General features: G+C 33.2%; 20 protein-coding genes and 1 tRNA gene. 10 read left to right on the top strand and 11 right to left on the bottom strand.

Annotated features, from left to right (window positions below; translation table 11 throughout):
* The first annotated feature begins 45 nt into the window (after nucleotides 1-45).
* The gene (locus HA143_RS08590) at nucleotides 46-564 is read left to right on the top strand and encodes a DUF1997 domain-containing protein (protein ID WP_209086132.1); all 519 of its coding nucleotides are present in this window, start codon (nucleotides 46-48) and stop codon (nucleotides 562-564) included.
* Here the strand turns inward: HA143_RS08590 and HA143_RS08585 are convergent.
* Together HA143_RS08585 and HA143_RS08580 are read right to left on the bottom strand one after the other, a co-directional pair.
* Nucleotides 550-1167: a ribonuclease HII gene (locus HA143_RS08585; RefSeq protein ID WP_209086129.1), complete on the bottom strand. Its 618-nt coding sequence runs from the start codon at nucleotides 1165-1167 to the stop codon at nucleotides 550-552. The two genes, HA143_RS08590 and HA143_RS08585, sit on opposite strands and share 15 nt — an antisense overlap.
* Entirely contained in the window at nucleotides 1124-2944 is a 1821-nt protein-coding gene (locus tag HA143_RS08580) for an Rne/Rng family ribonuclease (protein ID WP_209086127.1), read from the bottom strand. The genes HA143_RS08585 and HA143_RS08580 overlap by 44 nt, the downstream gene beginning before the upstream one ends.
* A 295-nt stretch (nucleotides 2945-3239) precedes the next feature.
* Here HA143_RS08580 and HA143_RS08575 point away from each other — a divergent pair, with 295 nt between their 5' ends.
* Both HA143_RS08575 and clpS read left to right on the top strand, forming a co-directional pair.
* Nucleotides 3240-4466 carry an LL-diaminopimelate aminotransferase gene (locus HA143_RS08575; RefSeq protein ID WP_209086125.1) on the top strand — a complete coding sequence of 409 codons (1227 nt, stop codon included), beginning with the start codon at nucleotides 3240-3242 and terminating at the stop codon, nucleotides 4464-4466.
* A 33-nt stretch (nucleotides 4467-4499) separates the two neighbouring features.
* Nucleotides 4500-4817: an ATP-dependent Clp protease adapter ClpS gene (clpS, locus tag HA143_RS08570; protein ID WP_209086123.1), complete on the top strand. Its 318-nt coding sequence runs from the start codon at nucleotides 4500-4502 to the stop codon at nucleotides 4815-4817.
* A gap of 14 nt (nucleotides 4818-4831) precedes the next feature.
* On the opposite strand, the gene HA143_RS08565 is transcribed toward clpS, so the two are convergent.
* The 4 genes from HA143_RS08565 to HA143_RS08550 all read right to left on the bottom strand — a co-directional run bounded on the left by HA143_RS08565 (nucleotide 4832) and on the right by HA143_RS08550 (nucleotide 9345).
* Entirely contained in the window at nucleotides 4832-6451 is a 1620-nt protein-coding gene (locus HA143_RS08565) for a photosystem II high light acclimation radical SAM protein (protein ID WP_209086640.1), read from the bottom strand.
* Between the two features lie 107 nt (nucleotides 6452-6558).
* Entirely contained in the window at nucleotides 6559-7650 is a 1092-nt protein-coding gene (locus HA143_RS08560; RefSeq protein ID WP_209086121.1) for a glycosyltransferase family 2 protein, read from the bottom strand.
* Nucleotides 7651-7694: 44 nt separating this feature from the next.
* Entirely contained in the window at nucleotides 7695-9248 is a 1554-nt protein-coding gene (locus tag HA143_RS08555) for an ArnT family glycosyltransferase (protein ID WP_209086119.1), read from the bottom strand.
* Nucleotides 9249-9273: 25 nt separating this feature from the next.
* Nucleotides 9274-9345 (bottom strand) — tRNA-Thr (locus HA143_RS08550).
* 55 nt (nucleotides 9346-9400) lie between these two features.
* Here HA143_RS08550 and HA143_RS08545 point away from each other — a divergent pair.
* Nucleotides 9401-9637 carry a DUF3493 domain-containing protein gene (locus tag HA143_RS08545; protein WP_209086117.1) on the top strand — a complete coding sequence of 79 codons (237 nt, stop codon included), beginning with the start codon at nucleotides 9401-9403 and terminating at the stop codon, nucleotides 9635-9637.
* Between the two features lie 16 nt (nucleotides 9638-9653).
* Here HA143_RS08545 and infB read toward each other — a convergent pair whose 3' ends face one another.
* The 4 genes from infB to rimP are packed head-to-tail and all read right to left on the bottom strand — an operon-like array spanning nucleotide 9654 to nucleotide 15294.
* A complete protein-coding gene (infB, locus tag HA143_RS08540; RefSeq protein WP_209086116.1) occupies nucleotides 9654-13067 on the bottom strand; it encodes a translation initiation factor IF-2 in 3414 nt (1137 codons plus the stop codon).
* A gap of 52 nt (nucleotides 13068-13119) precedes the next feature.
* On the bottom strand, nucleotides 13120-13392 hold the full coding sequence (locus HA143_RS08535; RefSeq protein WP_209086114.1) for a YlxR family protein: 273 nt from the start codon (nucleotides 13390-13392) through the stop codon (nucleotides 13120-13122).
* Complete coding sequence (gene nusA / locus HA143_RS08530; protein ID WP_209086112.1) at nucleotides 13389-14792, bottom strand: transcription termination factor NusA; 1404 nt, start codon at nucleotides 14790-14792, stop codon at nucleotides 13389-13391. Before nusA ends, HA143_RS08535 begins: the two co-directional genes overlap by 4 nt.
* A gap of 34 nt (nucleotides 14793-14826) precedes the next feature.
* Nucleotides 14827-15294 (bottom strand): ribosome maturation factor RimP, encoded by a 468-nt coding sequence (rimP, locus tag HA143_RS08525; RefSeq protein WP_209086106.1) that lies wholly within the window; start codon nucleotides 15292-15294, stop codon nucleotides 14827-14829.
* Nucleotides 15295-15452: 158 nt separating this feature from the next.
* Between rimP and HA143_RS08520 the strand changes: the two genes are divergently transcribed.
* Both HA143_RS08520 and rpiA read left to right on the top strand, forming a co-directional pair.
* The gene (locus HA143_RS08520; protein WP_209086103.1) at nucleotides 15453-16583 is read left to right on the top strand and encodes a trypsin-like peptidase domain-containing protein; all 1131 of its coding nucleotides are present in this window, start codon (nucleotides 15453-15455) and stop codon (nucleotides 16581-16583) included.
* A 64-nt stretch (nucleotides 16584-16647) separates the two neighbouring features.
* Entirely contained in the window at nucleotides 16648-17343 is a 696-nt protein-coding gene (rpiA, locus tag HA143_RS08515; protein ID WP_209086638.1) for a ribose-5-phosphate isomerase RpiA, read from the top strand.
* Here the strand turns inward: rpiA and hisD are convergent.
* On the bottom strand, nucleotides 17340-18626 hold the full coding sequence (gene hisD / locus HA143_RS08510) for a histidinol dehydrogenase (RefSeq protein ID WP_209086100.1): 1287 nt from the start codon (nucleotides 18624-18626) through the stop codon (nucleotides 17340-17342). The two genes, rpiA and hisD, sit on opposite strands and share 4 nt — an antisense overlap.
* 124 nt (nucleotides 18627-18750) lie before the next feature.
* Between hisD and rpsT the strand changes: the two genes are divergently transcribed.
* The 4 genes from rpsT (at nucleotide 18751) to HA143_RS08490 (ending at nucleotide 25330) form a co-directional block, all read left to right on the top strand.
* Complete coding sequence (gene rpsT, locus HA143_RS08505) at nucleotides 18751-19044, top strand: 30S ribosomal protein S20 (RefSeq protein ID WP_209086637.1); 294 nt, start codon at nucleotides 18751-18753, stop codon at nucleotides 19042-19044.
* Nucleotides 19045-19061: 17 nt separating this feature from the next.
* Nucleotides 19062-19856, top strand: coding sequence for a TatD family hydrolase (locus tag HA143_RS08500; RefSeq protein ID WP_209086098.1), 795 nt, complete (start codon nucleotides 19062-19064; stop codon nucleotides 19854-19856).
* Nucleotides 19857-20094: 238 nt separating this feature from the next.
* Nucleotides 20095-23388 carry a DNA-directed RNA polymerase subunit beta gene (rpoB, locus tag HA143_RS08495; protein ID WP_209086096.1) on the top strand — a complete coding sequence of 1098 codons (3294 nt, stop codon included), beginning with the start codon at nucleotides 20095-20097 and terminating at the stop codon, nucleotides 23386-23388.
* Between the two features lie 37 nt (nucleotides 23389-23425).
* Nucleotides 23426-25330, top strand: coding sequence for a DNA-directed RNA polymerase subunit gamma (locus tag HA143_RS08490; RefSeq protein ID WP_209086094.1), 1905 nt, complete (start codon nucleotides 23426-23428; stop codon nucleotides 25328-25330).
* Nucleotides 25331-25343 lie beyond the last annotated feature (13 nt).

The raw sequence follows: 25343 nt of genomic DNA, 5'->3' as shown, positions 1-25343 counted from the left end.
TGGAAGAAAAAAAGAGATCAAATAAGCATTGGAGGGATATAGAAAATGCTATTATCTTTTGATGCTAAACAGAAATTGGAGCTTTCCGTAACACGTAATAAAGAATATCTTTCTAAATATCTTTTGGAAGAAGAAAGAGTTGTTGGAGCAATGCTGGACTCCAAAAAATTAGTACCTGAAGGAGAAGGTAGGTATAAGTATACAGTAACAAGTTTTAAGGTTTTTCAATTAGATATTAACCCCGTTGTTTTAATTGCGGTAGAGAATAAAGATGGAATTTTAAAAATGAGTGCTCTTGAAAGTACATTGGATGGTTTAGGGATAATAGATGACTTTAATCTTATTTTGAAGGCGAATCTAGAAGCAACTGATATTGGATTAGAAGGAGAGGCGCTTTTAGGAGTATCTGTAAGTCAGCCCCCTCTATTGAAGCTGGTACCAAAGAAAATTTTGGAATCTACTGGTCATTCGGTATTAAACGGGATTTTGTTAGGTATAAAGTCAAGAGTTCAACAGCAATTAGTTAAAGATTTTTTAGATTGGTGTGAATTAAATAAGATTTGATTTTTTTAAAAAACTTTTCCTATGCAGATTAGTTATTCCATTTTTTTTGATAATTGCAAGATGATCTTTAGTCCCATAACCTTTATTTTTAAATATTAAGTATCCTGTGTATTTTTTTTCTAACCTTTCCATTAGATTATCGCGAGTTACTTTTGCAACTATGCTTGCTGCAGATATTGCGGTAAATTTCGAGTCTCCTGATACTATATTTTTCTGAATTCCATTCCATGGTCTTAATAATAAGGGTCCATCAATTATTAGTTCAGATGGTTCCTCTTTTAATTTTCTTAAAGCTCTTATCATTGAGAGTTCTGTTGCAACTCTGATACCAAACTTATCAATTTCTTTGGCTGAGGATTGCCCAATTCCATAATCTGAAGAAAGTAATAAAATCTTTGGAAAAAGTAATTTTCTTTTTTTTGGAGTTAATTTTTTACTATCCATCACGCCAAATTGTTTTAAAGTGCGTTTATTTTTTTCAGTTAATACTACAACTGCTGAGAAAACTGGGCCAAAAACTGCTCCCCTTCCAACTTCATCTATTCCAACTTCAGATACTTTATTCAATATTTGCTGAGGATCTTCTTCTTTTTTTTCGTGCATTGTTTATTTCATCTGTGAGTTCAATTTCATCCTTTTTATCTACAAATACAACTTCTTCATCCGCATTATTTTTTATTGTTGATATATCTTTAGAATTTGCATTTGCTTCAATATTAATCTCAATATCTTCGGCTAATTTAGATTTTGAGACTTTTTTTACTTGTTTTGCAGTTGTTTTTTTATTATCTAAACTTTTTTCTTTTTCCTTACTAACCTCCTTTAAACGCACAAAATTATTGCTCGTGAGATATTCTTTGCCTAATTTTATTAGTGGATTAATACCTAATTGACTGAAAACAATTTTTTCATCATTAGTAAGATCTACAGTTATTATGTTTTTTTCTTTTGAATTTAATGTTTTTAAATCATCATTATCATTTTCTTTTTTATTAGAAGAATCCTCCTTATTTAGCCTCTTAGGGTTAGGGAATTCCTTTTCAATTATATTTACCTGCTTATCAGTAGATTGAGAAGTATCTATATCTTCAGTTTTTATAAAATTTGATTTAGGAGGTTCTTCAATATTTTTTATTTTTAGATTAGATATTTCATAATTCAATTGATTTTCTATATGACCAGTACCATTGCATGCAGAACATTTTTTGCCAAATAATTCATATATATTTTGACCTTGTCTTTTTCTGGTTAACTCAACTAAACCTAATTCAGTAAGTTGGGCTATCTGAGGTCTAGCAGAATCATCTTTTATTGCTGAAGTAAAATGCTCAAGTAACTGGAATTGATCTCTTCTAGATTCCATATCAATAAAATCTACTACAATAACTCCACCAATATTTCTTAATTTCATTTGTCTTGAGATTTCAACTGCTGCTTCGCAATTTGTCCACAATACAGTTTGTCTTGAGTTGGCCGATCTAGTAAATGATCCTGAGTTAACATCAATTACTGTAAGAGCTTCAGTTGGTTCAATAATTATATAACCTCCTGAAGGAAGATCTACTCTAGGTTGGAGTGCTTTTTGAATTGTTTTCTTTATTTCATACTTTTCTAAAATATGTTCGTTTAAATCGTTATCGTGAAATTCAATATTTATATTAGATTCATAAGTTGTTAAAAAATCTTTTGCTCTATCAATTGAAAATTTACTATCGATAATTATGCTTTTAGTAGAAGATTTAATATGATCTCTTAAAATTTTAAGAGAGAAATCATCATCTCTTTTTATTAAATTTGGTGGATTAGAAGTCTCAGAAACTTTTAAAAGATTATCCCATTGTTGAATTAAATTTTCTAAATCTTCAATAAGTATTTCTTCTTTTATCTTTTCGGCCTCTGTTCTAAATAGTAAACCTGTGCTAGGTGGTTTTATTAAAACCCCAAGAGCTTTTAAACGGTTTCTTTCTGTTTCTGTATTTATTTTTCTGGAAATATTTACTCCTTGACCATATGGCTGTAATATCAAGTACTTTCCAGGTATTGAAATACTCCCGGTGAGTCTAGGTCCTTTAGATCCGGTGGGCTCCTTCATTACCTGTACTAGAACTTTTTGTTTTGGTTCTAGTAATTCAGTTATTCCTAAGATTCCTTTTTTTAATCTTAATGGACCTAGATCTGATACGTGAATGAATCCATTTTTATCACTTTCACCAATATTTATGAAAGCTGCATCAATCCCAGGTAGAACATTTTCAACTGTTCCTAAAAAAATATCGCCAATTTGATATTGACCTTGTGCGACGATTAATTCATCAACTCGATCATCTGTGAGTAGTGCTGCAATTCGAGCCTGCTCAGCGATGATAATTTGCTGAGACATATATTTGATTCTGAATGGTTTGAATTGTAAAAATCATCTAAAGTAAGTAATTAATTTTTTTATCTTTAAGAAAGAAATTCTTTATTGCTAGTATTATTTACTTTTTAAATTAAAGTTAATAGCAACTGGTTTATGCTATCTATAAAGCTTTAGAAGACTTTTAAACTATTTGAAATTGAATTCATAGCCATGATTTTCCTTGGATTTAATCATAACTAAGATAATTTTAACATCTAATCACCACTAAAGCACGTTGATCCATTATCCTTATATTGGTTAAAATTTTTTATCTAAAGTGGTTCAAGTAAACGAAAATTATTTAAAACTCAAAGCCGGATATTTATTTCCTGAAATTGCTAAAAGGGTCAAAATATATACTCAATCAAATAATAGTTCTAACATAATTAAGCTTGGTATAGGAGACGTGACAGAACCATTACCAAAAGCTTGCAGAGATGCTATGGGTAGAGCTTTAAAAGATATGGGAACAACTGAAGGTTTTAGGGGTTATGGACCTGAACAAGGTTATTCTTGGCTTAGAGAAAAAATATCTGAGAATGATTTTGTTTCTAGAAGCTGTAAAATTTCACCTGAGGAAATTTTTGTTTCGGATGGTTCGAAATGTGACAGTAGCAATATTTTAGATATTCTTGGCAAAGATAATTCAATTGCTGTAACAGATCCAGTTTATCCAGTGTATGTAGATAGTAATGTTATGACGGGACGAACTGGGTACGCTCTCGAAAATGGTACTTATCAAGGATTGACATATCTTGCAATAAATGAGGCAAATAACTTTCTTCCAGAACTACCTAAAAAGAAAGTTGATATTGTATATCTTTGTTTTCCAAATAATCCTACTGGAGCAACCATCACTAAAGAAGACTTGAAAAAGTGGGTTGACTATGCTCTTCACAACAAATCTTTAATTCTTTTCGATGCGGCTTATGAAGCATTTATTCAAGATAAAGATATTCCCCATTCAATATATGAGATTGAGGGTGCAAAGGATTGCGCTATTGAATTTAGATCTTTTTCAAAGAATGCAGGATTTACAGGAGTAAGATGTGCATATACAGTAATACCTAAAGATCTCAAAGGATTCAGCTCAACTAATGAGGAAATAGACTTATGGCCTCTTTGGAATAGAAGACAATCTACTAAATTTAATGGAGTAAGTTATATAGTTCAGAGAGGAGCAGAGGCTGTATATTCTCTTGAAGGGAAAAAAGAAGTGAGAGGTTTAATTGATTTTTATATGGAAAATGCAAAAATTATGAAAAATAAACTTCAGATTGCAGGATATAAAGTTTACGGTGGGGAAAATGCTCCGTATATCTGGATCAAGGTTCCTGATCAAATGACATCTTGGGACTTTTTTGATTTTCTTCTTCAAAAAGTTAGTGTCGTTGGTACACCTGGTAGCGGATTCGGATTATCAGGAGAGGGTTATTTTCGTTTGTCAGCATTTAACTCACGATCAAATGTCATGGCTGCGATGGAAAGAATAATTAATATATAATAATTTAGTAATCTTTAGAATCAAAAAAATTTAATGCTATCTATAAAGTTAGAACAAAGTTTAAGTAATAACTCTGCAGTGATTGAAAAGAAACCTGCTGAATTAAAAAATAAATCTCCCAAATATAAGGTTTTACTTCATAATGATCCAGTTAATTCTATGGAGTATGTGACTATTTCACTAAGAGAAGTTGTTCCTCAATTAAGTGAGCAAGATGCTATTTCCATAATGCTAGAGGCTCACAATACAGGTATCGGTTTGGTAATTGTTTGTGATTTAGAGCCAGCAGAATTCTATTCGGAATCCTTAAAATCTAAAGGAATTTCTAGTTCAATTGAGAAAGAAGACTAATAAGGGTGAAGTTATTATTTTGAATGTGCTAATTTTCTTTCCGATAAAGGACGAACTTTTAAGGATTCTTTTAAGGAGGACTTACCATATTCTCGCTCCAGAATGTTAATAACTGTTTTACCAAATTCATCTTCTTTGTTATCAAAGGCTTCTAAGCAAACTTGACCAAGTTTTTCCCCTAAAGATCCTGGGTTCCATAAAAGTTTTCTTGCTGTCCAAGGCATCATGCTCATTGGATTATAATTCGGCTTCAAAATTTTATTATCTAAGGCGTACTTCTCAAGAAGAGTATGAGGTTGTAATCCTATAAAGAATATAGCTGGGTCAACTAAGCCTTTCCCAAAAATATTTTCTAATTCTCTATGGTAAGCAATAGTTTGTCTTATCGTGCTTGGCGTTTCATCAAAAACATTAAAAGAATAATTAACTGACACATGATTCTTGAAACCTGATTTGACTAGCATTCTGCAATTCTTTAATACAGTTTCGAGGTCATATGCTAATCTCATTTTTCTAACAAGTTCTTGAGATCCTGAAGTGATGCCTATTTCAAAATAACTCATACCTGTATCGACCATAAGCTGAGCAAGATCAGCATCAATATTATCCGCTCTGATATATGCAGCCCAATTGATATCGTTCCAACCTTGATTTTTAATAGCTTGCAATAGTATTTTTGCATCTTTAATGTGTTTTTTGGTTGGAATAAACTGCGCATCTGTGAACCAAAATCCCCTAACTCCAAGATCATATAATTGCTTCATTTCTTTGATTACTTCATCGACATTATTAACACGAACCTGTTTGCCCTCTACAACTGTATAAACACAGAAACAACAATTATGAGGACAACCTCTTTTTGTTTGTACCCCTACATAATAATCTCCACCTTCTATATACCAATTGAATTCTGGCCATATGGATTCGATGTATTTATAGTTGCAAGCAGTTTTTATTGTTTCCGATGGTTGTTCATGGATTAATTTGTTACGAGGTTTCTGTCCAGCAAGATAACATCTTTCTTCCTCTATTGAATCATTCTTAATAATTTTCTCTATGAGATTTTCTCCTTCTCCAACAGAAATAACGGTTCCTTTTGGAAGTAGATTGCCTAATTGTTCATAGAAAACACTAACAGCTCCACCTCCTAAAATTACTTTTACATCTTTGTTGTATTTTTGTGCTCTTTTAAGTCCATTCTTAACTAAAGAAGTATTTCTGTATATCTCTCCATAATGGGATGCAATTAATTTTAATCCTCCCCAAGAACCTCTAATTTTTTTGAGGATATTTTTTGAATAAAAAACCTCAAAAGAGTTTTGTAGGGGATTTCCACTTCTACCATCTACAGGTGCATAAATTTGTATATCTCTCCATGAAAAAATAATTAGATGAGGTCTAAATTGATCAATTTTTCTAGTTAAGAGTTTGGAAACTTTATTAGATGGAATTATTGCTAGATCAAGAAATTGCTGTTCAATATTGGGGAAACATTTATGAATATGGTCAGCCAAATAAATAGGACCTATTGGAAATATTGGATTACATGGAAGTCTTACAGTAAGAATTTTGCCATACTGCTTTCTGCGGAAATTTTTTTTATTTAACTTTTTGAAACCGAAATTAAAATCCATGCCATGAAATTCTAATGAATTTATTTTCATTAAGAATCTAACTACTTTATTACTAATTTGGCGAAATTAAAAATCTTTAGAAAATACTACTGAAAATTTATATAAATTTAAATATCAGAAATCATATAAATCCAGCAGACTTTCAGAAGTTTTAATCCATCAATCCATCTAGATATATTTGGTGCTCCAGATTGTCTAGCGTAATATCTAACAGGATAATTAAGTATTTTAATATTATTATTTGCTGCTTCGAATATTATTGTGAAGTCTCCAAATGGGTCAGACTTGGAATCCCAACTCCCATTTTGCTTCATAAGTCTAAAGAATTTTCTTGAAAAAACTTTTGTTCCACAAAGTGAATCTGAAACTGGCTTATTAATGAGAATTGATAAAAATATTGCGAAGAGTCTATTTCCGATGTAATTGGCCCATCTCATTGCATCTTTTTCCATTGGGAAAGTTGTGCGGGCACAATTAATTAGTATATTTTCATTTTTAGTTGATTCCATTATTGCTGCAATACTGTCATCAATATCTACAGTGAAATCACTATCAATTATGGCAAGGGTTTGACCTTTAGAAATATTAAATCCCTCTACGACTGCATTTTTCTTTCCTTTATAAGTTTGTTTCAAAAGAGATATCTTGAAGAAATCTGAGAAACTTTCTTTTAATTCTTGCAAAATTTTATATGTATTATCACTGCTATTACCTTCAACAAATATAATTTCTAAGTTATTGGGTATTTTTTTGAATTTATTTAGTGCATTTATTAAAAGTTTTTTATTACCTTCCTCATTTCTCGCAGGAATGACTATTGATATTAAATGATCCGAAGTATTTGCATTATATTTATAAAAAAATATTTCTAGTTCGTATGCAAGTTGTTTTATTATAGGTAGTTTGCGAAAAATATTTTTTAAAGATCTTGGAATTAGTTTAGTTGGCAAAGGTGTTAATTTTTTAGCTTTCCATCTAATAGATCTATAATTGTAAATTTCTGCCAGAGACTCAATATCGCATAAGGTTATTCTTGCTTTGCTGGTGGTTTCTCTAAAAACTCTTGAATCGAATTTTAGCCATCTTGTTATTGGCTCCCAAGTATTACCCCTGACTGTAATTGCAATAAATTCATTATTGTCTTTGAATAATTGATGAAGTTTATTATTCGTTAAATTCCAAGTATTAACTGATTTCATTATTTTATACGTTTGCTATCGACATTTTAGTATAAATGGATAATTTACTTTTTTATTATTAATTTCCATGGCTTTAAAATATCGTTTTCGTATATAACTTCATAAACATAATTATTGTTTTTTATTTCCCTAAATTCAGTTGACCATGCCAATTCTGATTTCTTTAACTGATCAATACCCTCCAAACGTTCGCCTAGTTTAGGAGTTAATAACGAAATTCTTATGATTTTCGATTGAGATATAGAATTGTTTATTCCACTTTTGATCACATTTATCTTTTGATTTTTTACGATATCAATAGATGATATGTATTCCATTTGTTCTCTTAGTTCCCTTGATCTATCAGTGAATAATCCTGATTGCAAAACAAATGAAGTTAGTAAGTAAGGTCCAATTATAAGTGCTATTAATATTTCTGTGAATGAGTTTTTATGTTTTATAAATGACCAAGATAGGCCAAAGAATAATAATCCAAGAATCAGAAATGTGTTTTCTTTAGAGTTAAAGTTGGTTATGTTTTTAAAGAAAAAATAATATGTAAAAGTCAGACAGAATATAAATAATGGAATTATTTTTGAAGTTATAAAAACAAAAATTAGTTTATATCTTTGATAATTAAATAAATATTTTATCCCCACATAAGTATTTAGTGAAAAAATAGATGAGATTTGTAGAGTATAGTAGGGCGTTTTAGTAGAAAAAATACTTAGAATCGCAATTAACGTTAAGGGGAAAAAAACAAGTATATATTTATTCTCTTTACTTTCATGAAAATTGTATGACATGCCAATAATGGCAAAAATACTCCATGGAAGATATGTGACCGGAATATTCCACAAATAATAATAGAAAGGATTTGTAAAGTTATTTTTATTAGAGAGAATGTTAAACTTTTCCACTAAGTAAAAAATAATATTTTTCTCTAAATAAGGGTTAATAGATAATGCCCAAAATAAATACGGAATAAATCCAATGAGTAGTCCAAGCCAAAAGAATTTACTGAATAAAATATTTTTTTTTATAAATAAATATGGTAGTAGTGATAATAAAGGTACAAATACTAGAAAAGTCTTCATCATAAAAGACAAACCAATCCAAATACCAAAAAGCAGAATATACAATTTATTATCTTTACTTTTTATTTTGACCAAAGAAAATATTCCAATAGTAACTAAACACGAATAAATAATATCTTGGGTGGCTAAGTGTGAGTAGTCAAACCACAGATAAGTAGTGGCAAGTATTAATGGAGATATAATTGCATATGTTTTATTGAAAAATTCTTCATGCATTTTGTAAGTTGTGAATAGCATCAATATTGCAGCAGCTGTTGTGGGTAGATATGCGGCAAACATATTTCTTCCAAAAATTTCTTGTGACTTTGCAATTAAAAACTGTAATCCTATTGTTCTATCTAAAAAATATCCATCCCACCAAAGAGGAATTGACCAATTACCTTTATCCAATATCCACCTAGCTTGTAGGGCATAAAATCCTTCATCAAAAGCAATGTAACTTCTTTTGCCAAAATAAAATATGAGAGGAATAAAAATTAATAGTTTATACAGATTTTTAAATTTTAAAATTCTATTAATCATTTTTGTTTAAAATTTGCTTTATAAATGCCGATAATTGGAATTGAACCAATGACCTACTGTTTACGAGACAGTTGCTCTACCGCTGAGCTATATCGGCAACATTAAAATATTAATATTTTCATATAAACTTAAGTTTATAATTGAAAGCATTTATGTCAAAAATAGATCCTGAATTAAAAAAGAAGTTATTAAAGGAAACACAGGCCCCTTTCAAGGGATTAAGGAGAATATTATGGATAGCTTTTAGTGGTTCGGCATTATTGGGTCTTTTAATCATGCTTTCCAAAATTGCCAGTGGAAGTGAATTAAATACAAATAACCTTTTAATACAATTGGGTGCTTGTATACTATTCCCTACTTTATTATTTTTTGATAGGAATAAAGATTAACAATTTAAATATTCAGTTATTTAGTTAATGTTCTCTTTTTAGTAACAAATTTGAATGCTTCAATTATGTCTCCTTCAATCCACGAAGAGAATTTGTCGCAGCCAACTCCACATTCAAATCCTGTATTTACTTCTTTGACATCATCTTTAGACCTTTTTAGAGAATCTAAATTACCCTCAAAAATTACTTTATCTAATCTAATAACTCTAAGAGAGCAATTCCGTTGTAATTTACCAGTTTGTATATAACACCCTGCTATAGCTCCTTTACCAACTGAGAAAGTTGCTCTAACTTCGGCTTGACCTAATGATTCTTCGACAAGATCGGGTTCAAGTAGACCTTCCATTGCTAACTGAATATCTTCTAAAAGTTTATAGATGACTTCATATTCTCTTATATCAACCTCATTCGCATCAGCTGCTCTTTTTGCTCCAGAGGCTAATGAGGTGTTAAACCCAATGATTACTGACCCTGATGCAGCTGCTAGATCTATATCGGTCTCAGTTATTTCTCCTGGAGCTGAGAGTAGAACTCTGACTTGAACCTCATTTTTTGGTAATTGTTCTAGCGATCCCAATATCGCTTCAACACTACCTTGAACATCAGCTTTAAGAATTAAGTTTAATTCTTTTAATTCTCCATCATTTGCTTGAGTTGATAAGGATGATAAGCTTACTCTTCTAGAGGCCATTTGCTGAGCTAATTTTGTAGCCCTCGCATCTGTTGCTCTATCTCCGACAATTGCTCGTGCAGTTTTCTCATCAGAGTAGACCTCAAATTCATCACCCGCTGTTGGTACTTCACTGAATCCTAATGCTTCCACGGGGAATGATGGCCCTGCTTCTTTGATTCTATTGCCATGTTCATCAACCATTGCTCTGATTTTTCCAAGGACTGAGCCTGCAGCTAAAACATCCCCAGATTTCAAGGTACCATTTTGTACTAACAAAGTAGCTACAGGACCTTTAGCTTTATCTAGATGGGCTTCAATTACGGTACCTTTAGCTGATCTGTTAGGGTTAGCTTGTAGGTCTTCAACTTCTGAAACTAACAAAATCATTTCGAGCAATTTATCAATATTTTGTTTTTTGATAGCACTGACTGGAACCATCACAGTATCTCCTCCCCAATCTTCAGCGATTAAATCTTTTTCTGATAGTTCCTGCTTGACTTTGTCTGGAGATGCCCCTTCTTTATCAATTTTATTTATTGCTACTACAATTGGTACTTTTGCAGCTCTTGCATGACTTATGGCTTCAAGTGTTTGAGGTCTGCAACCATCATCTGCGGCTACTACAAGAACAGCTACATCAGTGACTTTTGTACCTCTTGCTCTCATTGCAGTAAAGGCCTCATGGCCAGGGGTATCTAGAAAAGTTAATTTTTTCTTTTGAGATTCATGTTCAAATTCAACTTGATAAGCTCCTATATGTTGAGTTATACCGCCTGCTTCTCCCGAAGCTACTCTTGATTCTCTGATGGAATCTAAAAGACTTGTTTTGCCATGATCTACATGACCCATCACTGTAATAACAGGTGGTCTTTTTATAAGACTATCAAAATCATCAGATTCAATCATATCTACTGTTTTTTCTGCAGCTTCTTGTATATCGTCTTGCAAAACAGGTACTCCAAATTCTTCTGCTACTGTTTCGATAGTTGTCAAGTCAAGTGATTGAGTTACAGTTGCATTTATTCCTTTAAAGAAAAGAGATTTGATTATTTCAGAACTTTCAAGACTTAATTTATCAGCCAATTCTTGAACTGTTAAATTATCTTCTGGAACTATTATCATTTCAGGTCTTACTTGTTTGGCTTCTTTAGCAGCCTTTAATTCCATCGCTCTTCTTTTCTGCCTTTGTCTTGTGGTCTCTTTTTTCTTCTTCTTTAATTGTTTTATGGATTTTTGAGATTTAGTCTCATCAGACTTTTCTTTTTTTGGTCGTGCCAAACTAGCTGATAAAATTGAAATTTTCTCACCAGAGTATCCACTGGTTTCAGATGTTAATGAGTCATCATTCTCACCGATAATATGAACTTTTTGTCTTTGTTTCTGCGGATGTTTATTTCTTAATGCTTCTAATTTTGCGTTATCATCCCAATCTGTCCTCCCTGTCTTTTTGGAACTATTTGTAAAATTTCTATGAGGTGTTTTTTTGGAATTCGGGGGAGTATTTGGACGACTATTTGGAGCTTTAACCTTCTGCTTAGGCGACTCAAGAGTTTGTTTTTCCGTCTTATTTATACCTTTTTGATCTTTTGCAGACTTATTGGTTTTTTGAAGTTGCAAAAGTTCATTAGGTGATACTGGTTTTCTTATTCCAGAGGGCTTTTGGCCATCGAATTTAGAACCAGGCCTTTTAAAATTACCTTGATTAAAGCCCCCCCCTTGTCTGAAATTCCCACTAGGACTTCCAGCTCTATTGGGATTGCCTTGCCTATTAAACGAACTAGGTCTGCCTTGATCTGATGATTTGTTTCTTAATCCAGGCCTATTAGGTATGCCAGGTTTGTTAGGAGTAAGAGACCTGTTGGGCATGTCAGACCTATTGGGTATCCCAGGTCTATTGGGTATCCCAGGTCTATTGCCTATCCCAGGTCTATTGGGCATGCTAGGTCTTTTGGGCCCGCCAGATCTGTTTGGATTAGTTTGTTTATAAGAAATGTTTTGCTTATTGTTAGTATTTTTCTGATTTGGATTTATTTTCGTATCTTCTCTTCTGATGGGAGCCCCTACTAGCTCAGGAGTATTTTTTCGATTGTTAAAATTTTTTGTTTTCTGGTTGTTCGTATTTTGATCAGATTTGTTTAATATTTGTCTTTTGTCTGCTGAGTTGTTGATATTCTTGGGAGATTCATTAGATTTGGCATTATTAGTAAAGTTTTTAGGCTTTTCAATAAGTTGAATAGGTCGTTTTGCGGGACTTTTGATAGGGGGGATAGTTTTATTGCGTAAAGTTTTTTGATCTTGGTTCAAATTCTGTGAAGGTTGAATATTTAAATTCTGATTTGGAAGATTTGATTGAGATTGTGAACCTTTAACAATAGTTGGTTTGTTGAGATTTTTAGGTTGATTTGAAATTATTTTTGGACTATCAGGCTTATTTAGAGGTTTTATCAATAATGGATTTTTGTTTAAATTGTCTTTAAGGTTTTTTCCTTGTGTAGAAGAGATGACAGGAGATTTATCTTTTTTGTTTTGTTTGTGAGTTTCTTTTTTAATTGAAGGTTTATTAATGGAAAGTATTTGTTTATCTGAAGTTTTTTTATTAATAAGATTTTTAATTTTTTTTGCATCCTCTGCAGTAATGGAACTACTATGACTCTTTACCGAAATTGAAAGTTTTTGAGCAGCATCCAATATGTCTTTATTATCCAGATTTAAGTCTCTGGACAGTTCGTAAATTCTGATTTTATCGCGGATAGTCATTTAATCTGATTTTTACTCTTTGTTTTAAGAGAATCTATTTTAATTATATTCCCTAATTGGGATAGTTATTATAGCTTGCAATTTCTTTTTCAAAAATATCAATAAATTCAGGTTCTAAAAATGTTTTTAAAGCTTTTTGAAGCTTTTTTTTGATCTTTGAATCTGAATAACATTCTTTTGATTTGCAAATGTAAGCTGAACGCCCAATTCCTTGTTGAAGAATAATGCCTTGCTTATGATCTTTGGTAATCTTTAAAAGATTTTTCCTGTCATATGTTTTTCTACATGAAATACATCTACGCAAAACAGGGGTTTGTTTTATCACCGCTTTCTCTCCTCTGAAGCGGATATTTCATTATCTTGAGTAGTCTCTAATTGATCATTATTTGAAATGGATTCTACTTCGTATTGTTCTTCTCCATATTCTTGATCATCTTCAGGAAGCGGATAAAGCTCTCTTAATCTTGCATCTTCTGCAGCTCGCTCAGCTTGTTCTGCTTCTAATCTTAGCTCAGCTTCTCGCTGGAGATTCTCTTCTTCTTCTCTTTGAATGATTAATTCAGAAACTGCTGCATCTTCAGCTTCCTTATCGTATTCATGTGAGTTTTTAACATCTATCTTCCAACCTGTTAATCTTGCTGCAAGTCTGACATTTTGACCTTCTCTACCAATCGCAAGACTCAATTGATCAGGAGGAACTAATACGTGGGCATGCTGACCTTGTGGGTCAACTAGTCTTACTAGATCAACTTTTGCAGGACTTAAAGAGTTTAAAATATACTGTATTGGATCAGATGACCATTTAATAACATCAATCTTTTCACCTCTTAATTCATTGACTACTTGCTGAATTCTTGCTCCCCTAGCTCCAATACAAGCACCTACAGGGTCAACTTCTTGTTCGACACTATCTACAGCTACTTTTGTTCTTGGGCCAACCGCTCTTGAAGGAGGGTTGGCTTCTCTTGATACAGCAACAATTTTTACAGTACCCTCTTGAATTTCTGGAACTTCATTTTCAAATAAATAAACCACCAAACCAGCATTTGCTCTACTAACAAAAAGTTGTGGCCCTTTTCTGGCTATTTCGCTAACCTCTTTCAAAAATACTTTGAAAGTTGCATTTGCTCTATAGTTATCATTTGGTAATTGATCTCTCTTGGGAAGTTCAGCCTCTACTTCAGGTCTGCCAATTCCCGAACTAACTCCCATTATGACTGATTGTCTTTCAAATCTTATAACTCTTGCAGTTAGAACAGGATCCTCCAAATCTGCAAATTCTTCTTGGATCATTTTCCGCTGTTGATCTCTTAATTTCTGGGCTAAAACCTGCTTTGTTGTTGCAGCAGCCATTCGCCCAAAATCCTCTTTTTCTGGAGTAACGTCTAAAACAACTGTGTCACCTATTTGAGCATCATCAGCGACTTGTTTGACTTCTATTAAAGATATTTGATGATCTTCGCTCTCAACTTCTTCAACAATTATTTTACTAGATAATATCCTGTAACCTTCTTCATCAAGATCTAGGCCAACATCAAAATTACTAAAATATTCTTCATCAAAAGGGTCTTCGTTAACTCCAATGTAAAAAGTTTTTCTATATTTTTCGTATCCTTTTAATAAAGCTTCACGCAAGGCTAGTTCAACGATATTAGGAGGTAACTTTTTTTCCTCACTAATGTCTTCAATAAGATTGTTTAAACCTGGGAGAATAACTAATGCCATCTATGATGGGTAATTGAATAATGGTTGAAAATGATTAATCTTTTAATGTGCTAAGACTAATCTTTAATACTTCAGCAAAAGGGATTTTTTTTATCTTACCTTTTATGTTAATGGCTAAATAATCTTTAGACTTTTCATAAAGTAAACCATTCAGAAATTTTGTTTTTGAATTCTTCTGGTTTAATTCAACATTAACTGGAAAACCTTTAAAAGTTTTGAAGTCTCTTTCTGAGGTTAATTCATTACTGACCCCTTGACTACTAATTTCTAACACATATGAACAATTTAAAAGATTTGAATTTTCTATTTCTTCAAATGCTGGGGTATTAAATAGTGCACAATCATCAAGTGAAATATCATCACCATTAGTTTTTTTTATAATGATTTCTATAACATTTGGATTTTGATTAGTCTTTATATCTAAACTGCAGATTTCGAAATTCCATATATTGGCAACTTTCTTTAAGAGACTTTCTAGTTTGCTTTTGTTTTCTTTTTTCAAATTGTATTGATATAAATTAATTTAAAATAATTTTCACATATAAAAGATTTTTTTCTATAAAAAACATTCAAAAATTTGTATTTTATGGATGTAAACAAAAAAACAACAATAATATATTTCTTCAATTAGATTTACTTAAGAAAAAAATTATTAAATATATGAAGCTTCTCAAGATTAAATTTATTAATTTAATCCAAATTTTAATTGTTGTTTGTTTTTGTTTCGTTAATTTCTCTCAAAAAGCTGAAGTTTTTGCTTTGACTTCTTCTGAAGGTCACAATTTTGTATCATCTGCAGTAAAAAATGTAGGTCCTGCAGTTGTAAAAATTGATACTGAGCGATTGGTAGAAAGGCAACAATTTGATCCCACTTTACTAGATCCTTTATTGAGGGATTTACTTGGGGAGCAAGCAAATACTCCTGAGAGAGAGAGGGGCCAAGGTTCAGGAGTAATAATTAATGAAAATGGGTTGGTTCTTACAAATGCTCATGTCGTAGAAAGAGTTGATGATGTTTCAGTAACTTTGGCAGATGGCACTATTTGCGATGGACACGTTTTGGGAACAGATGTAGTAACTGATCTAGCTTTAGTAAAAATTCAGGATTCTAACTACTCTAGCTTTGCTCCACTTGGAAATTCTGAAGATCTTGAAGTTGGAGATTGGGCAATAGCTCTTGGTACTCCCTATGGTCTAGAAAAAACAGTTACCTTAGGTATTGTAAGTAGCCTACATAGGGACATTAATAGTCTAGGGTTTTCAGATAAAAGGCTTGATCTTATTCAGACTGATGCTGCAATAAATCCAGGGAATTCTGGAGGTCCACTTATTAATTCAAATGGTGAGGTAATAGGAATCAATACATTGGTAAGAAGTGGTCCTGGAGCAGGTCTAGGTTTCGCGATTCCTATTAATTTAGCTAAAAGTGTTTCTGATCAGCTTCTTAAAAATGGGGAAGTTATTCATCCATATTTAGGGGTCCAATTGATTTCTTTGAATCCTAGAATTGCTAAAGAACATAATCAAGATCCTAATTCACTTTTCAAACTTCCTGAAAGAAATGGAGCTCTAATTCAATCAGTCATACCTAATAGTCCTGCTGAAAAAGCTGGGTTAAGAAGAGGCGATTTAGTAATAGCAACTGAAAATATTTCTATAAAAGAACCTAAAGCTTTGCTAAATGAATTAGAAAAAGCTCAGATAGGCAAAGTATTACTCTTAAATGTTTTAAGAGATAATAAAGAGATAGAGATAAATATCAAACCAGAACCTCTCCCAAGTTTGACATAAATCCCATGTTGAAATTTAATAATCTATAAACTTAGAAAAAAAGATTTTGGATTCACAAACTCAAATGAAACAGATAGTTGCTGATGCAGCAATTAAGGAAGTAAAGAGTGACATGATTCTGGGATTGGGTTCTGGATCTACAGCTGCGCTTATGATAAAAAGCCTAGCTAATGAAATTCGTTCTGGGAAACTGCATAATATCAGAGGTGTTGCAACTTCCTTTCAATCAGAAGTTTTAGCGCTCGAACTCGATATCCCGCTTATCGATTTGGCTGCTGTTTCGCAAATCGATTTGGCTATTGATGGGGCAGATGAAGTTGATCCGGGATTTCAATTAATCAAAGGAGGAGGAGCATGCCATGTTAGAGAAAAGTTAGTAGCATCTAAAGCTAATCAATTGTTGATTGTTGTTGACGAAACTAAACTTGTTCAAAACTTAAATTTATCTTTCCCTTTACCTGTAGAGGTCCTTCCTAATGCGTGGAAGCAAGTTCAGGGATTGATTTCAGAAATGAATGGCAATTCTACTTTAAGAATGGCTGCTAAAAAAGCTGGCCCAGTTGTTACTGACCAGGGCAACCTAATCCTAGATGTATTGTTTAATGATGGTATTAAGAACCCAAAAGATATTGAAAAATGTATTAATAATATTCCAGGCGTATTAGAAAACGGATTATTTGTTGATCTGACAGACAAAGTATTGGTTGGTAAAATTGAAAACAGTATTCCAGTTGTTTACTCTCCCTCAAAAGTTAGCTAATCTTCAAATCTTATTTGTACTGAGTTAGCGTGACTATGTAATCCTTCACTTTTAGCAAGATTAATAATATCAAGACTGTTAATTTTTAAACTTTCTTCATTAAATTCTATTATTGAAGTGTTTTTCATAAAAGTTTCAACTCCCAGAGAACCACTAAATCTAGAATTTCCTGATGTAGGTAAAGTATGATTTGGTCCGGCCAGATAATCTCCCACAGCTTCCGGGGTCCATTTACCTATAAATATTGCTCCTGCATTCTCTATACCTTCAAGAATCTTTTTTGAATCTAAAGCTAAAATTTCTAGGTGTTCTGGAGCAAAGTTATTGCTTAGTTCAATACATAATTCATAATTCTCGCAAATAACAATTAATCCCCAGTTTTTTATTGATTGCATGCAAATTTCTTTTCTTGGATGATCATCTATTTTTTTATAAACTTCCTCTAAAACTTCATTTGCCTGGTTCTTTGATGTAGTTAGAAGTATTGAAGAAGCTAAAGGATCATGTTCTGCTTGTGCTAGTAGATCAGATGCTATATGAGTGCTTTGAGCTGTTTCATCTGCAATGATTAATATTTCACTTGGTCCAGCTAAAGAATCAATTCCTGTAGAGCCATATATTAGTTTTTTAGCAGTAGTTACATAGATATTACCTGGACCTGTTATGACATCAACTTTGTTGATTTGATTTGTGCCAAATGCTAAAGCACCAATTGCTTGAGCTCCTCCAATTCTAAAAACTTTTTTGATCCCTGATAAGTGAGCTGCAGCTAAAACAGTTTTGTTTATTTTCCCCTCTTTATTCCCAGGAGATACCATTATTATTTCTTCTACTCCTGCTACTTTTGCAGGTATTGCATTCATTAATACAGTACTTGGATAAGCAGCTCTACCTCCGGGGATATATATACCAGCATTTTTCACTGGCCTCCATCTCCTTTGGACTGTATCACCATGTTCACCTTTTATACTGAAAGATTCTGGTATTTCTTTCTCATGGAATTTTTTAATTCTTTTATGCGCCACTTCAAGTGAATGCTTTAAATTGCTATCAATTTCATCCCATGCATCTTTTAAGTCATCTGCACTAACTTGCATAGGGTTAGGGCCGAAACCATCAAATTTTTTTGTGTATTTTTCTACTGCTATATCTCCATACTTTTTTACATCTTGAAGAATTTCTTCAACTATTGCATTGATCTTGTTATTGTTTTCTGAATTAGTTCGAGTAGAAATCCTTTTTAATTCTTGTATAGCGACTTTTTTATTATTTATTATCTTCATATTCTTAATTTTTCAAATTGAAAGGCTCGAGACCTAATTAATACCTTATATATAAAATTATATATGATTGATTAGTAGTCGATCTATTTGTTATGATATTACTCTTCATATTTATGTACCCTCTGTGGCAAATACCAAATCAGCAAAAAAGAGAATACAAATTGCAGAAAGAAATCGTTTAATTAATAAGTCATATAAATCTACAGTAAGAACTTTGACTAAAAAAACTCTAGATAATTGTGAAAAATATAAAAAAGACCCTAATGAGGATAATAAAAACTTAGTAATAACAAGTCTTAATAAAGCCTTTAGTTTAATTGATAAAGCAGTCAAAAAAAATGTTCTTCACAAGAATAACGGGGCTAATAGAAAATCAAAAATTAACAATTTTGTAAAAAATACTCTTACTACAAAGTAAAAAGGCAGATCATAATTATGAGCGATATTGAACTCATAGATTCACACTGTCATTTGATATTTGAAAATTTTGAGAAAGATCTTGAAGATGTTGTTCTAAGATTGCGTTCAAGAGGTGTAAAAAAATTAGTTCATGCTTGTTGTGAATTAACAGAAATTCCTAAGTTGAGAAAAATATCCCATGAATTTAATGAAATTTACTATTCAGTTGGTTTGCATCCGCTAGAAGCAGAAAAATGGGAACTAAGTTCCCAATCTGTTTTAAGAAGATCAGCTCAAGAAGATAGAAGAGTTGTAGCTATTGGGGAATTAGGCTTGGATTTTTTTAAAAATGACAATAAAACTCAGCAAATTGATGCTCTTATTCCTCAAATGGAGTTAGCTTATGAACTTGAATTGCCTGTAATTATCCATTGTAGAGATGCTGCGAATGAAATGATCGAGATATGTAATGATCTCTCGAAAAAAGGAAAATGTCCACAAGGTGTCCTTCATTGTTGGACAGGAACCCAAAAAGAAATGATGCAATTCTTGGATCTTGGTTTTTATATCAGTTTTAGTGGAATAGTAACTTTCCCAAAAGCACATGAAATTCATGAGTGTGCCAAGATAGTTCCAAATGATAAATACTTAATTGAAACTGATTCACCCTTCTTAGCCCCTGTTCCCCACAGAGGTAAAAGAAATGAGCCCGCATTTGTTGAAAATGTTGCAAATTTTATTGCAGATTTAAGATCTAAAGATCTCATGACAATTGCCAAAGAATCATCTAAGAATGCTGAAGATTTGTTTAAATTTGACTTGATAAGTTGACACAGCAGCTGCTAGTATTAGGAATTACTGGAAATTTTCTTAATTTTTTAGTTTTAACCTTCTTATTTAATGGTTTTACGGCTATTAAGTAAGCTAAATTTTTTAGTTTTTTGTTAAATTGATTTTTTTGAAATCGAGATTTAATGTTTGATTTTAAATAAAAAGAAGAGTTAAACAACTAAATATTGAGTAGATTTAAAGTAAATAGTAAATCTCACATAATCTCAGGTTTTCTTGGATGAGCAGTAGCGCTTTACAGGTAGCAAAAACAGCTACTTATCTACCAGATTTAGTTGAAGTACAAAGAGCAAGCTTTAAATGGTTTTTGGAAAAGGGTTTAATAGAGGAATTACAAAACTTTTCTCCCATTTCTGATTACACAGGTAAATTAGAATTGCATTTTATTGGTGAAGAGTACAGGTTAAAAAGACCTAGGCATGATGTTGAGGAAGCAAAAAGAAGAGATGCAACATTTGCCTCTCAAATGTATGTAACTTGCAGATTAATTAATAAAGAGACAGGCGAAATTAAAGAACAAGAAGTATTTATCGGAGAATTGCCATTAATGACTGAAAGAGGAACTTTCATCATTAATGGTGCGGAAAGAGTAATTGTTAATCAAATTGTTCGAAGTCCAGGAGTATATTTCAAAGATGAACAGGATAAAAATGGCCGAAGAACTTACAACGCAAGCGTTATCCCGAATAGAGGTGCATGGTTAAAATTCGAGACTGATAAAAATAATTTACTTTATGTAAGAGTTGATAAAACTAGAAAAATTAATGCTCATGTTCTCATGAGAGCGATGGGAATGTCTGATAATGATGTCATCGATAAACTTAGGCATCCTGAGTTTTATCAAAATTCAATTGACTCTGCCAATGACGAAGGTATAAATTCAGAAGATCAGGCCTTACTAGAGCTTTATAAAAAGCTACGTCCTGGTGAACCTCCCTCTGTCTCTGGTGGACAACAGCTATTACACAGTAGATTTTTTGATCCTAAAAGATACGATTTAGGCCGAGTAGGAAGATATAAAATAAATAAAAAATTGAGGCTTACCGTACCAGATGAAATCAGAACACTAACCCATGAAGATGTACTCTCTACAATAGATTATCTAATTAACCTAGAGTTAGATATTGGTGGTGCCAGCTTGGATGATATTGACCACCTTGGCAATCGAAGAGTTAGATCTGTAGGAGAACTGCTTCAGAACCAAGTAAGGGTTGGACTTAACCGTTTAGAGAGAATTATTAAGGAAAGAATGACTGTTGGGGAAACAGATTCTCTTACTCCTGCTCAATTAGTCAATCCTAAACCTTTGGTTGCGGCTATAAAGGAGTTCTTTGGTTCTAGTCAATTAAGTCAATTTATGGATCAAACTAATCCTCTGGCTGAATTAACACATAAGAGAAGAATCTCAGCCTTAGGTCCTGGAGGTTTAACACGAGAAAGAGCAGGCTTTGCAGTTAGAGATATTCATCCTTCACATTATGGAAGATTATGTCCTATAGAAACTCCTGAAGGCCCTAATGCTGGACTGATCAACTCTTTAGCTACCCACGCAAGAGTAAATGAGTACGGGTTTATTGAAACCCCTTTTTGGGAAGTTAAAAACGGTAAAGTTAATAAAGAAGGTAATCCTGTTTATCTTTCTGCTGATTTAGAAGATGAGTGCAGGGTTGCTCCAGGAGATGTAGCAACTGACAAGGATGGGAATATACTTGCAAATCTAATACCAGTTAGATACAGACAAGATTTTGAAAAAGTACCTCCTCATCAAGTTGATTTTGTTCAGCTTTCCCCCGTTCAAGTCATTTCAGTTGCGACTTCACTAATTCCTTTCTTGGAACATGATGATGCAAATAGAGCTTTGATGGGATCTAATATGCAACGTCAGGCCGTTCCATTGCTTAGACCAGAACGTCCTTTGGTCGGAACAGGTTTAGAATCTCAAGTTGCTAGAGATTCGGGGATGGTTCCCATCACAAAAGTTAATGGAACGATATCTTATGTAGATGCTAATGAGATTGTTGTTAAAGATGAGGATGGTAATGAACATTTTCATTATCTTCAAAAATATCAACGATCAAATCAAGATACCTGCCTAAACCAAAGACCTATAGTAAAAATTGGAGATCAAGTTATATCTGGACAAGTTTTAGCAGATGGTTCGGCATGTGAAGGAGGGGAAATAGCACTAGGTCAGAATGTCTTAATTGCATATATGCCATGGGAGGGTTATAACTATGAAGATGCAATCCTTGTAAGCGAGAGGATGGTGACTGATGATTTATATACATCAGTACATATTGAAAAATATGAAATTGAGGCAAGACAAACAAAGTTAGGACCTGAAGAAATCACAAGAGAGATTCCTAACATTTCTGAAGACAGCTTGAATAATCTTGATGAAATGGGGATTATTAGGACTGGTGCTTTTGTGGAGAGTGGAGATATTCTTGTAGGAAAAGTTACACCAAAAGGGGAATCGGATCAACCACCTGAAGAAAAACTTTTGAGAGCTATTTTTGGTGAAAAGGCTCGAGATGTTAGAGACAACTCACTGAGGGTTCCTAAGACTGAAAAGGGAAGGGTTTTAGATGTTCGCATTTACACTAGAGAACAAGGTGATGAGTTACCTCCAGGAGCTAATATGGTTGTTAGAGTTTATGTGGCCCAGAGAAGGAAAATACAAGTAGGCGACAAAATGGCTGGAAGGCATGGCAATAAAGGGATAATTAGCAGGATTTTACCCAGAGAAGATATGCCTTATTTACCTGACGGAACCCCTGTAGACATAGTTCTTAATCCTCTTGGAGTTCCAAGTAGGATGAATGTAGGTCAAGTTTTTGAATTATTGATGGGCTGGGCAGCTTCTAACTTAAATTGCAGGGTTAAAGTTGTCCCATTTGATGAAATGTACGGTGCTGAAAAATCGCATCAGACTGTTCAGGCATTTTTAGAGGAGGCTTCAAAACAGCCAGGTAAATCATGGGTTTACAATCCTGATGATCCTGGAAAGTTATTACTCAAAGATGGTAGAACAGGGGAACCCTTTGATCAGCCAGTTGCCGTTGGATACTCTCACTTCCTTAAGTTAGTACATTTGGTGGATGATAAAATTCATGCCAGATCTACTGGTCCATACTCTTTAGTGACACAGCAACCATTGGGTGGTAAAGCTCAGCAAGGTGGACAAAGGCTTGGAGAAATGGAAGTATGGGCTCTTGAAGCTTATGGAGCAGCCTATACTCTGCAAGAACTTTTAACAGTTAAATCTGATGATATGCAAGGAAGGAATGAAGCTCTAAATGCAATTGTAAAAGGTAAACCAATCCCTAGGCCTGGTACTCCTGAGTCATTCAAAGTACTTATGAGAGAATTACAGTCATTAGGACTAGATATTGGGGTATATACAGATGAAGGAAAAGAGGTGGATTTAATGCAAGATATAAATCCGAGAAGGAATACTCCGTCTAGGCCGACTTACGAATCACTAGGAACCTCTGAATATGAGGAAGATTAAATACTCATAAAAAACTTTTAATTTTAATTTCCCAAAAATGACAAACAGCAACTTAAGAACAGAAAATCACTTTGATTACGTAAAAATTTCAATAGCTTCTCCACAAAGAATCATGGATTGGGGACAGAGGACATTGCCAAATGGACAAGTGGTAGGTGAAGTTACGAAACCAGAGACTATAAACTACAGAACACTCAAACCAGAAATGGATGGTTTGTTTTGTGAAAAGATTTTTGGGCCCTCTAAAGATTGGGAATGCCATTGTGGTAAATATAAAAGAGTAAGACATCGAGGTATTGTTTGTGAGAGATGTGGTGTTGAAGTAACTGAAAGTAGGGTCAGAAGACATAGAATGGGATATATAAAACTTGCCGCGCCAGTTTCTCATGTTTGGTATTTGAAAGGAATTCCTAGTTATGTTGCAATTCTTTTGGATATTCCCCTTAGAGATGTAGAGCAAATAGTCTATTTTAATTGTTATGTTGTTTTAGACCCAGGTGATCATAAAGAACTCAAATATAAACAATTGCTCACTGAGGATGAATGGCTGGAAATTGAAGATGAGATCTATGCAGAAGACTCAACAATTGAAAATGAGCCTTTTGTTGGTATTGGTGCTGAGGCCCTGAAGCAATTACTTGAGGATCTTGATTTAACTCAGGTTGCTGAGGAGCTGCGAGAAGAAATTACAAATAGTAAGGGGCAGAAAAGAGCAAAACTTATAAAAAGGATAAGAGTTATTGATAATTTCATTGCAACTAATGCAAAGCCAGAATGGATGGTTTTAGACGCAATTCCCGTTATACCTCCTGACCTTAGACCTATGGTTCAGCTTGATGGGGGAAGATTCGCAACTTCTGATTTAAATGATCTTTACAGAAGAGTTATAAATAGAAACAATAGACTAGCTAGGCTCCAAGAAATTTTAGCTCCTGAAATTATAGTAAGAAATGAAAAAAGAATGCTTCAGGAGGCAGTTGATGCTCTTATAGATAATGGAAGGAGAGGACGGACTGTCGTTGGAGCAAACAATAGAGCTCTTAAATCCTTAAGTGACATCATTGAAGGAAAACAAGGAAGATTCAGACAGAATCTTCTCGGTAAGCGTGTTGACTATTCAGGAAGATCTGTAATAGTTGTGGGCCCCAAGTTAAAAATGCATCAGTGTGGTCTCCCAAAGGAAATGGCGATTGAGCTCTTCCAACCTTTTGTTATTCATAGATTAATACGCCAAAATATTGTGAATAATATTAAAGCTGCAAAAAAATTAATTCAAAAAGCTGATGATGAAGTTATGCAGGTACTTCAGGAAGTGATTGAAGGTCACCCAATTCTTTTAAATAGAGCACCTACACTTCATCGCTTAGGAATTCAAGCTTTTGAACCCAAATTGGTTGGGGGTAGAGCAATACAACTTCATCCTTTAGTTTGTCCAGCATTTAATGCTGACTTTGATGGAGATCAAATGGCAGTTCATGTGCCTTTAGCTTTAGAGGCACAAACGGAAGCTCGCATGCTCATGTTGGCTAGTAATAATATTCTTTCTCCCGCTACTGGTGAACCAATTGTTACTCCATCACAAGATATGGTTTTGGGATCTTATTATCTGACGGCTTTACAACCGAATTATCAAAAACCTGACTTTGGAGATAATAAGACTACTTTTGCTTCCCTAGAGGATGTTATTTTTGCGTTCGAAGATAAAAGACTCAGCTTACATGAATGGGTATGGGTCAGATTTAATGGAGAAGTTGAAGATGAAGACGAAATGAGTAGTCCACAAAAAAGTAAAGAGCTAGAAGATGGCTCAAGGTTAGAAATTTGGAAGTTAAGAAGAGACAGATTTGACTCTCAGAATAATTTAATAAGTCGATTTGTTTTGACAACTGTCGGGAGAGTAGTTATGAACTATACCATCATTGATTCTGTATCTCAAACGTAATCTTTTAAAACTA

The organism is Prochlorococcus marinus CUG1415 (assembly GCF_017696015.1).
GTDB classification, from domain to species: domain Bacteria; phylum Cyanobacteriota; class Cyanobacteriia; order PCC-6307; family Cyanobiaceae; genus Prochlorococcus_A; species Prochlorococcus_A marinus_AE.
This window is presented reverse-complemented; position numbering and strand designations above follow the sequence as displayed.

What these genes read in the sequence shown, in the direction of transcription:
- HA143_RS08590 (WP_209086132.1), top strand. Translation starts at nt 46, where the DNA reads ATGCTATTATCTTTTGATGCTAAACAGAAATTGGAGCTTTCCGTAACA.
- HA143_RS08585 (WP_209086129.1), bottom strand. Translation starts at nt 1,167, where the DNA reads ATGCACGAAAAAAAAGAAGAAGATCCTCAGCAAATATTGAATAAAGTA.
- HA143_RS08580 (WP_209086127.1), bottom strand. Translation starts at nt 2,944, where the DNA reads ATGTCTCAGCAAATTATCATCGCTGAGCAGGCTCGAATTGCAGCACTA.
- clpS (WP_209086123.1), top strand. Translation starts at nt 4,500, where the DNA reads ATGCTATCTATAAAGTTAGAACAAAGTTTAAGTAATAACTCTGCAGTG.
- HA143_RS08565 (WP_209086640.1), bottom strand. Translation starts at nt 6,451, where the DNA reads ATGGATTTTAATTTCGGTTTCAAAAAGTTAAATAAAAAAAATTTCCGC.
- HA143_RS08560 (WP_209086121.1), bottom strand. Translation starts at nt 7,650, where the DNA reads ATGAAATCAGTTAATACTTGGAATTTAACGAATAATAAACTTCATCAA.
- HA143_RS08555 (WP_209086119.1), bottom strand. Translation starts at nt 9,248, where the DNA reads ATGATTAATAGAATTTTAAAATTTAAAAATCTGTATAAACTATTAATT.
- HA143_RS08545 (WP_209086117.1), top strand. Translation starts at nt 9,401, where the DNA reads ATGTCAAAAATAGATCCTGAATTAAAAAAGAAGTTATTAAAGGAAACA.
- infB (WP_209086116.1), bottom strand. Translation starts at nt 13,067, where the DNA reads ATGACTATCCGCGATAAAATCAGAATTTACGAACTGTCCAGAGACTTA.
- nusA (WP_209086112.1), bottom strand. Translation starts at nt 14,792, where the DNA reads ATGGCATTAGTTATTCTCCCAGGTTTAAACAATCTTATTGAAGACATT.
- HA143_RS08520 (WP_209086103.1), top strand. Translation starts at nt 15,453, where the DNA reads ATGAAGCTTCTCAAGATTAAATTTATTAATTTAATCCAAATTTTAATT.
- rpiA (WP_209086638.1), top strand. Translation starts at nt 16,648, where the DNA reads ATGAAACAGATAGTTGCTGATGCAGCAATTAAGGAAGTAAAGAGTGAC.
- hisD (WP_209086100.1), bottom strand. Translation starts at nt 18,626, where the DNA reads ATGAAGATAATAAATAATAAAAAAGTCGCTATACAAGAATTAAAAAGG.
- HA143_RS08500 (WP_209086098.1), top strand. Translation starts at nt 19,062, where the DNA reads ATGAGCGATATTGAACTCATAGATTCACACTGTCATTTGATATTTGAA.
- rpoB (WP_209086096.1), top strand. Translation starts at nt 20,095, where the DNA reads ATGAGCAGTAGCGCTTTACAGGTAGCAAAAACAGCTACTTATCTACCA.
- HA143_RS08490 (WP_209086094.1), top strand. Translation starts at nt 23,426, where the DNA reads ATGACAAACAGCAACTTAAGAACAGAAAATCACTTTGATTACGTAAAA.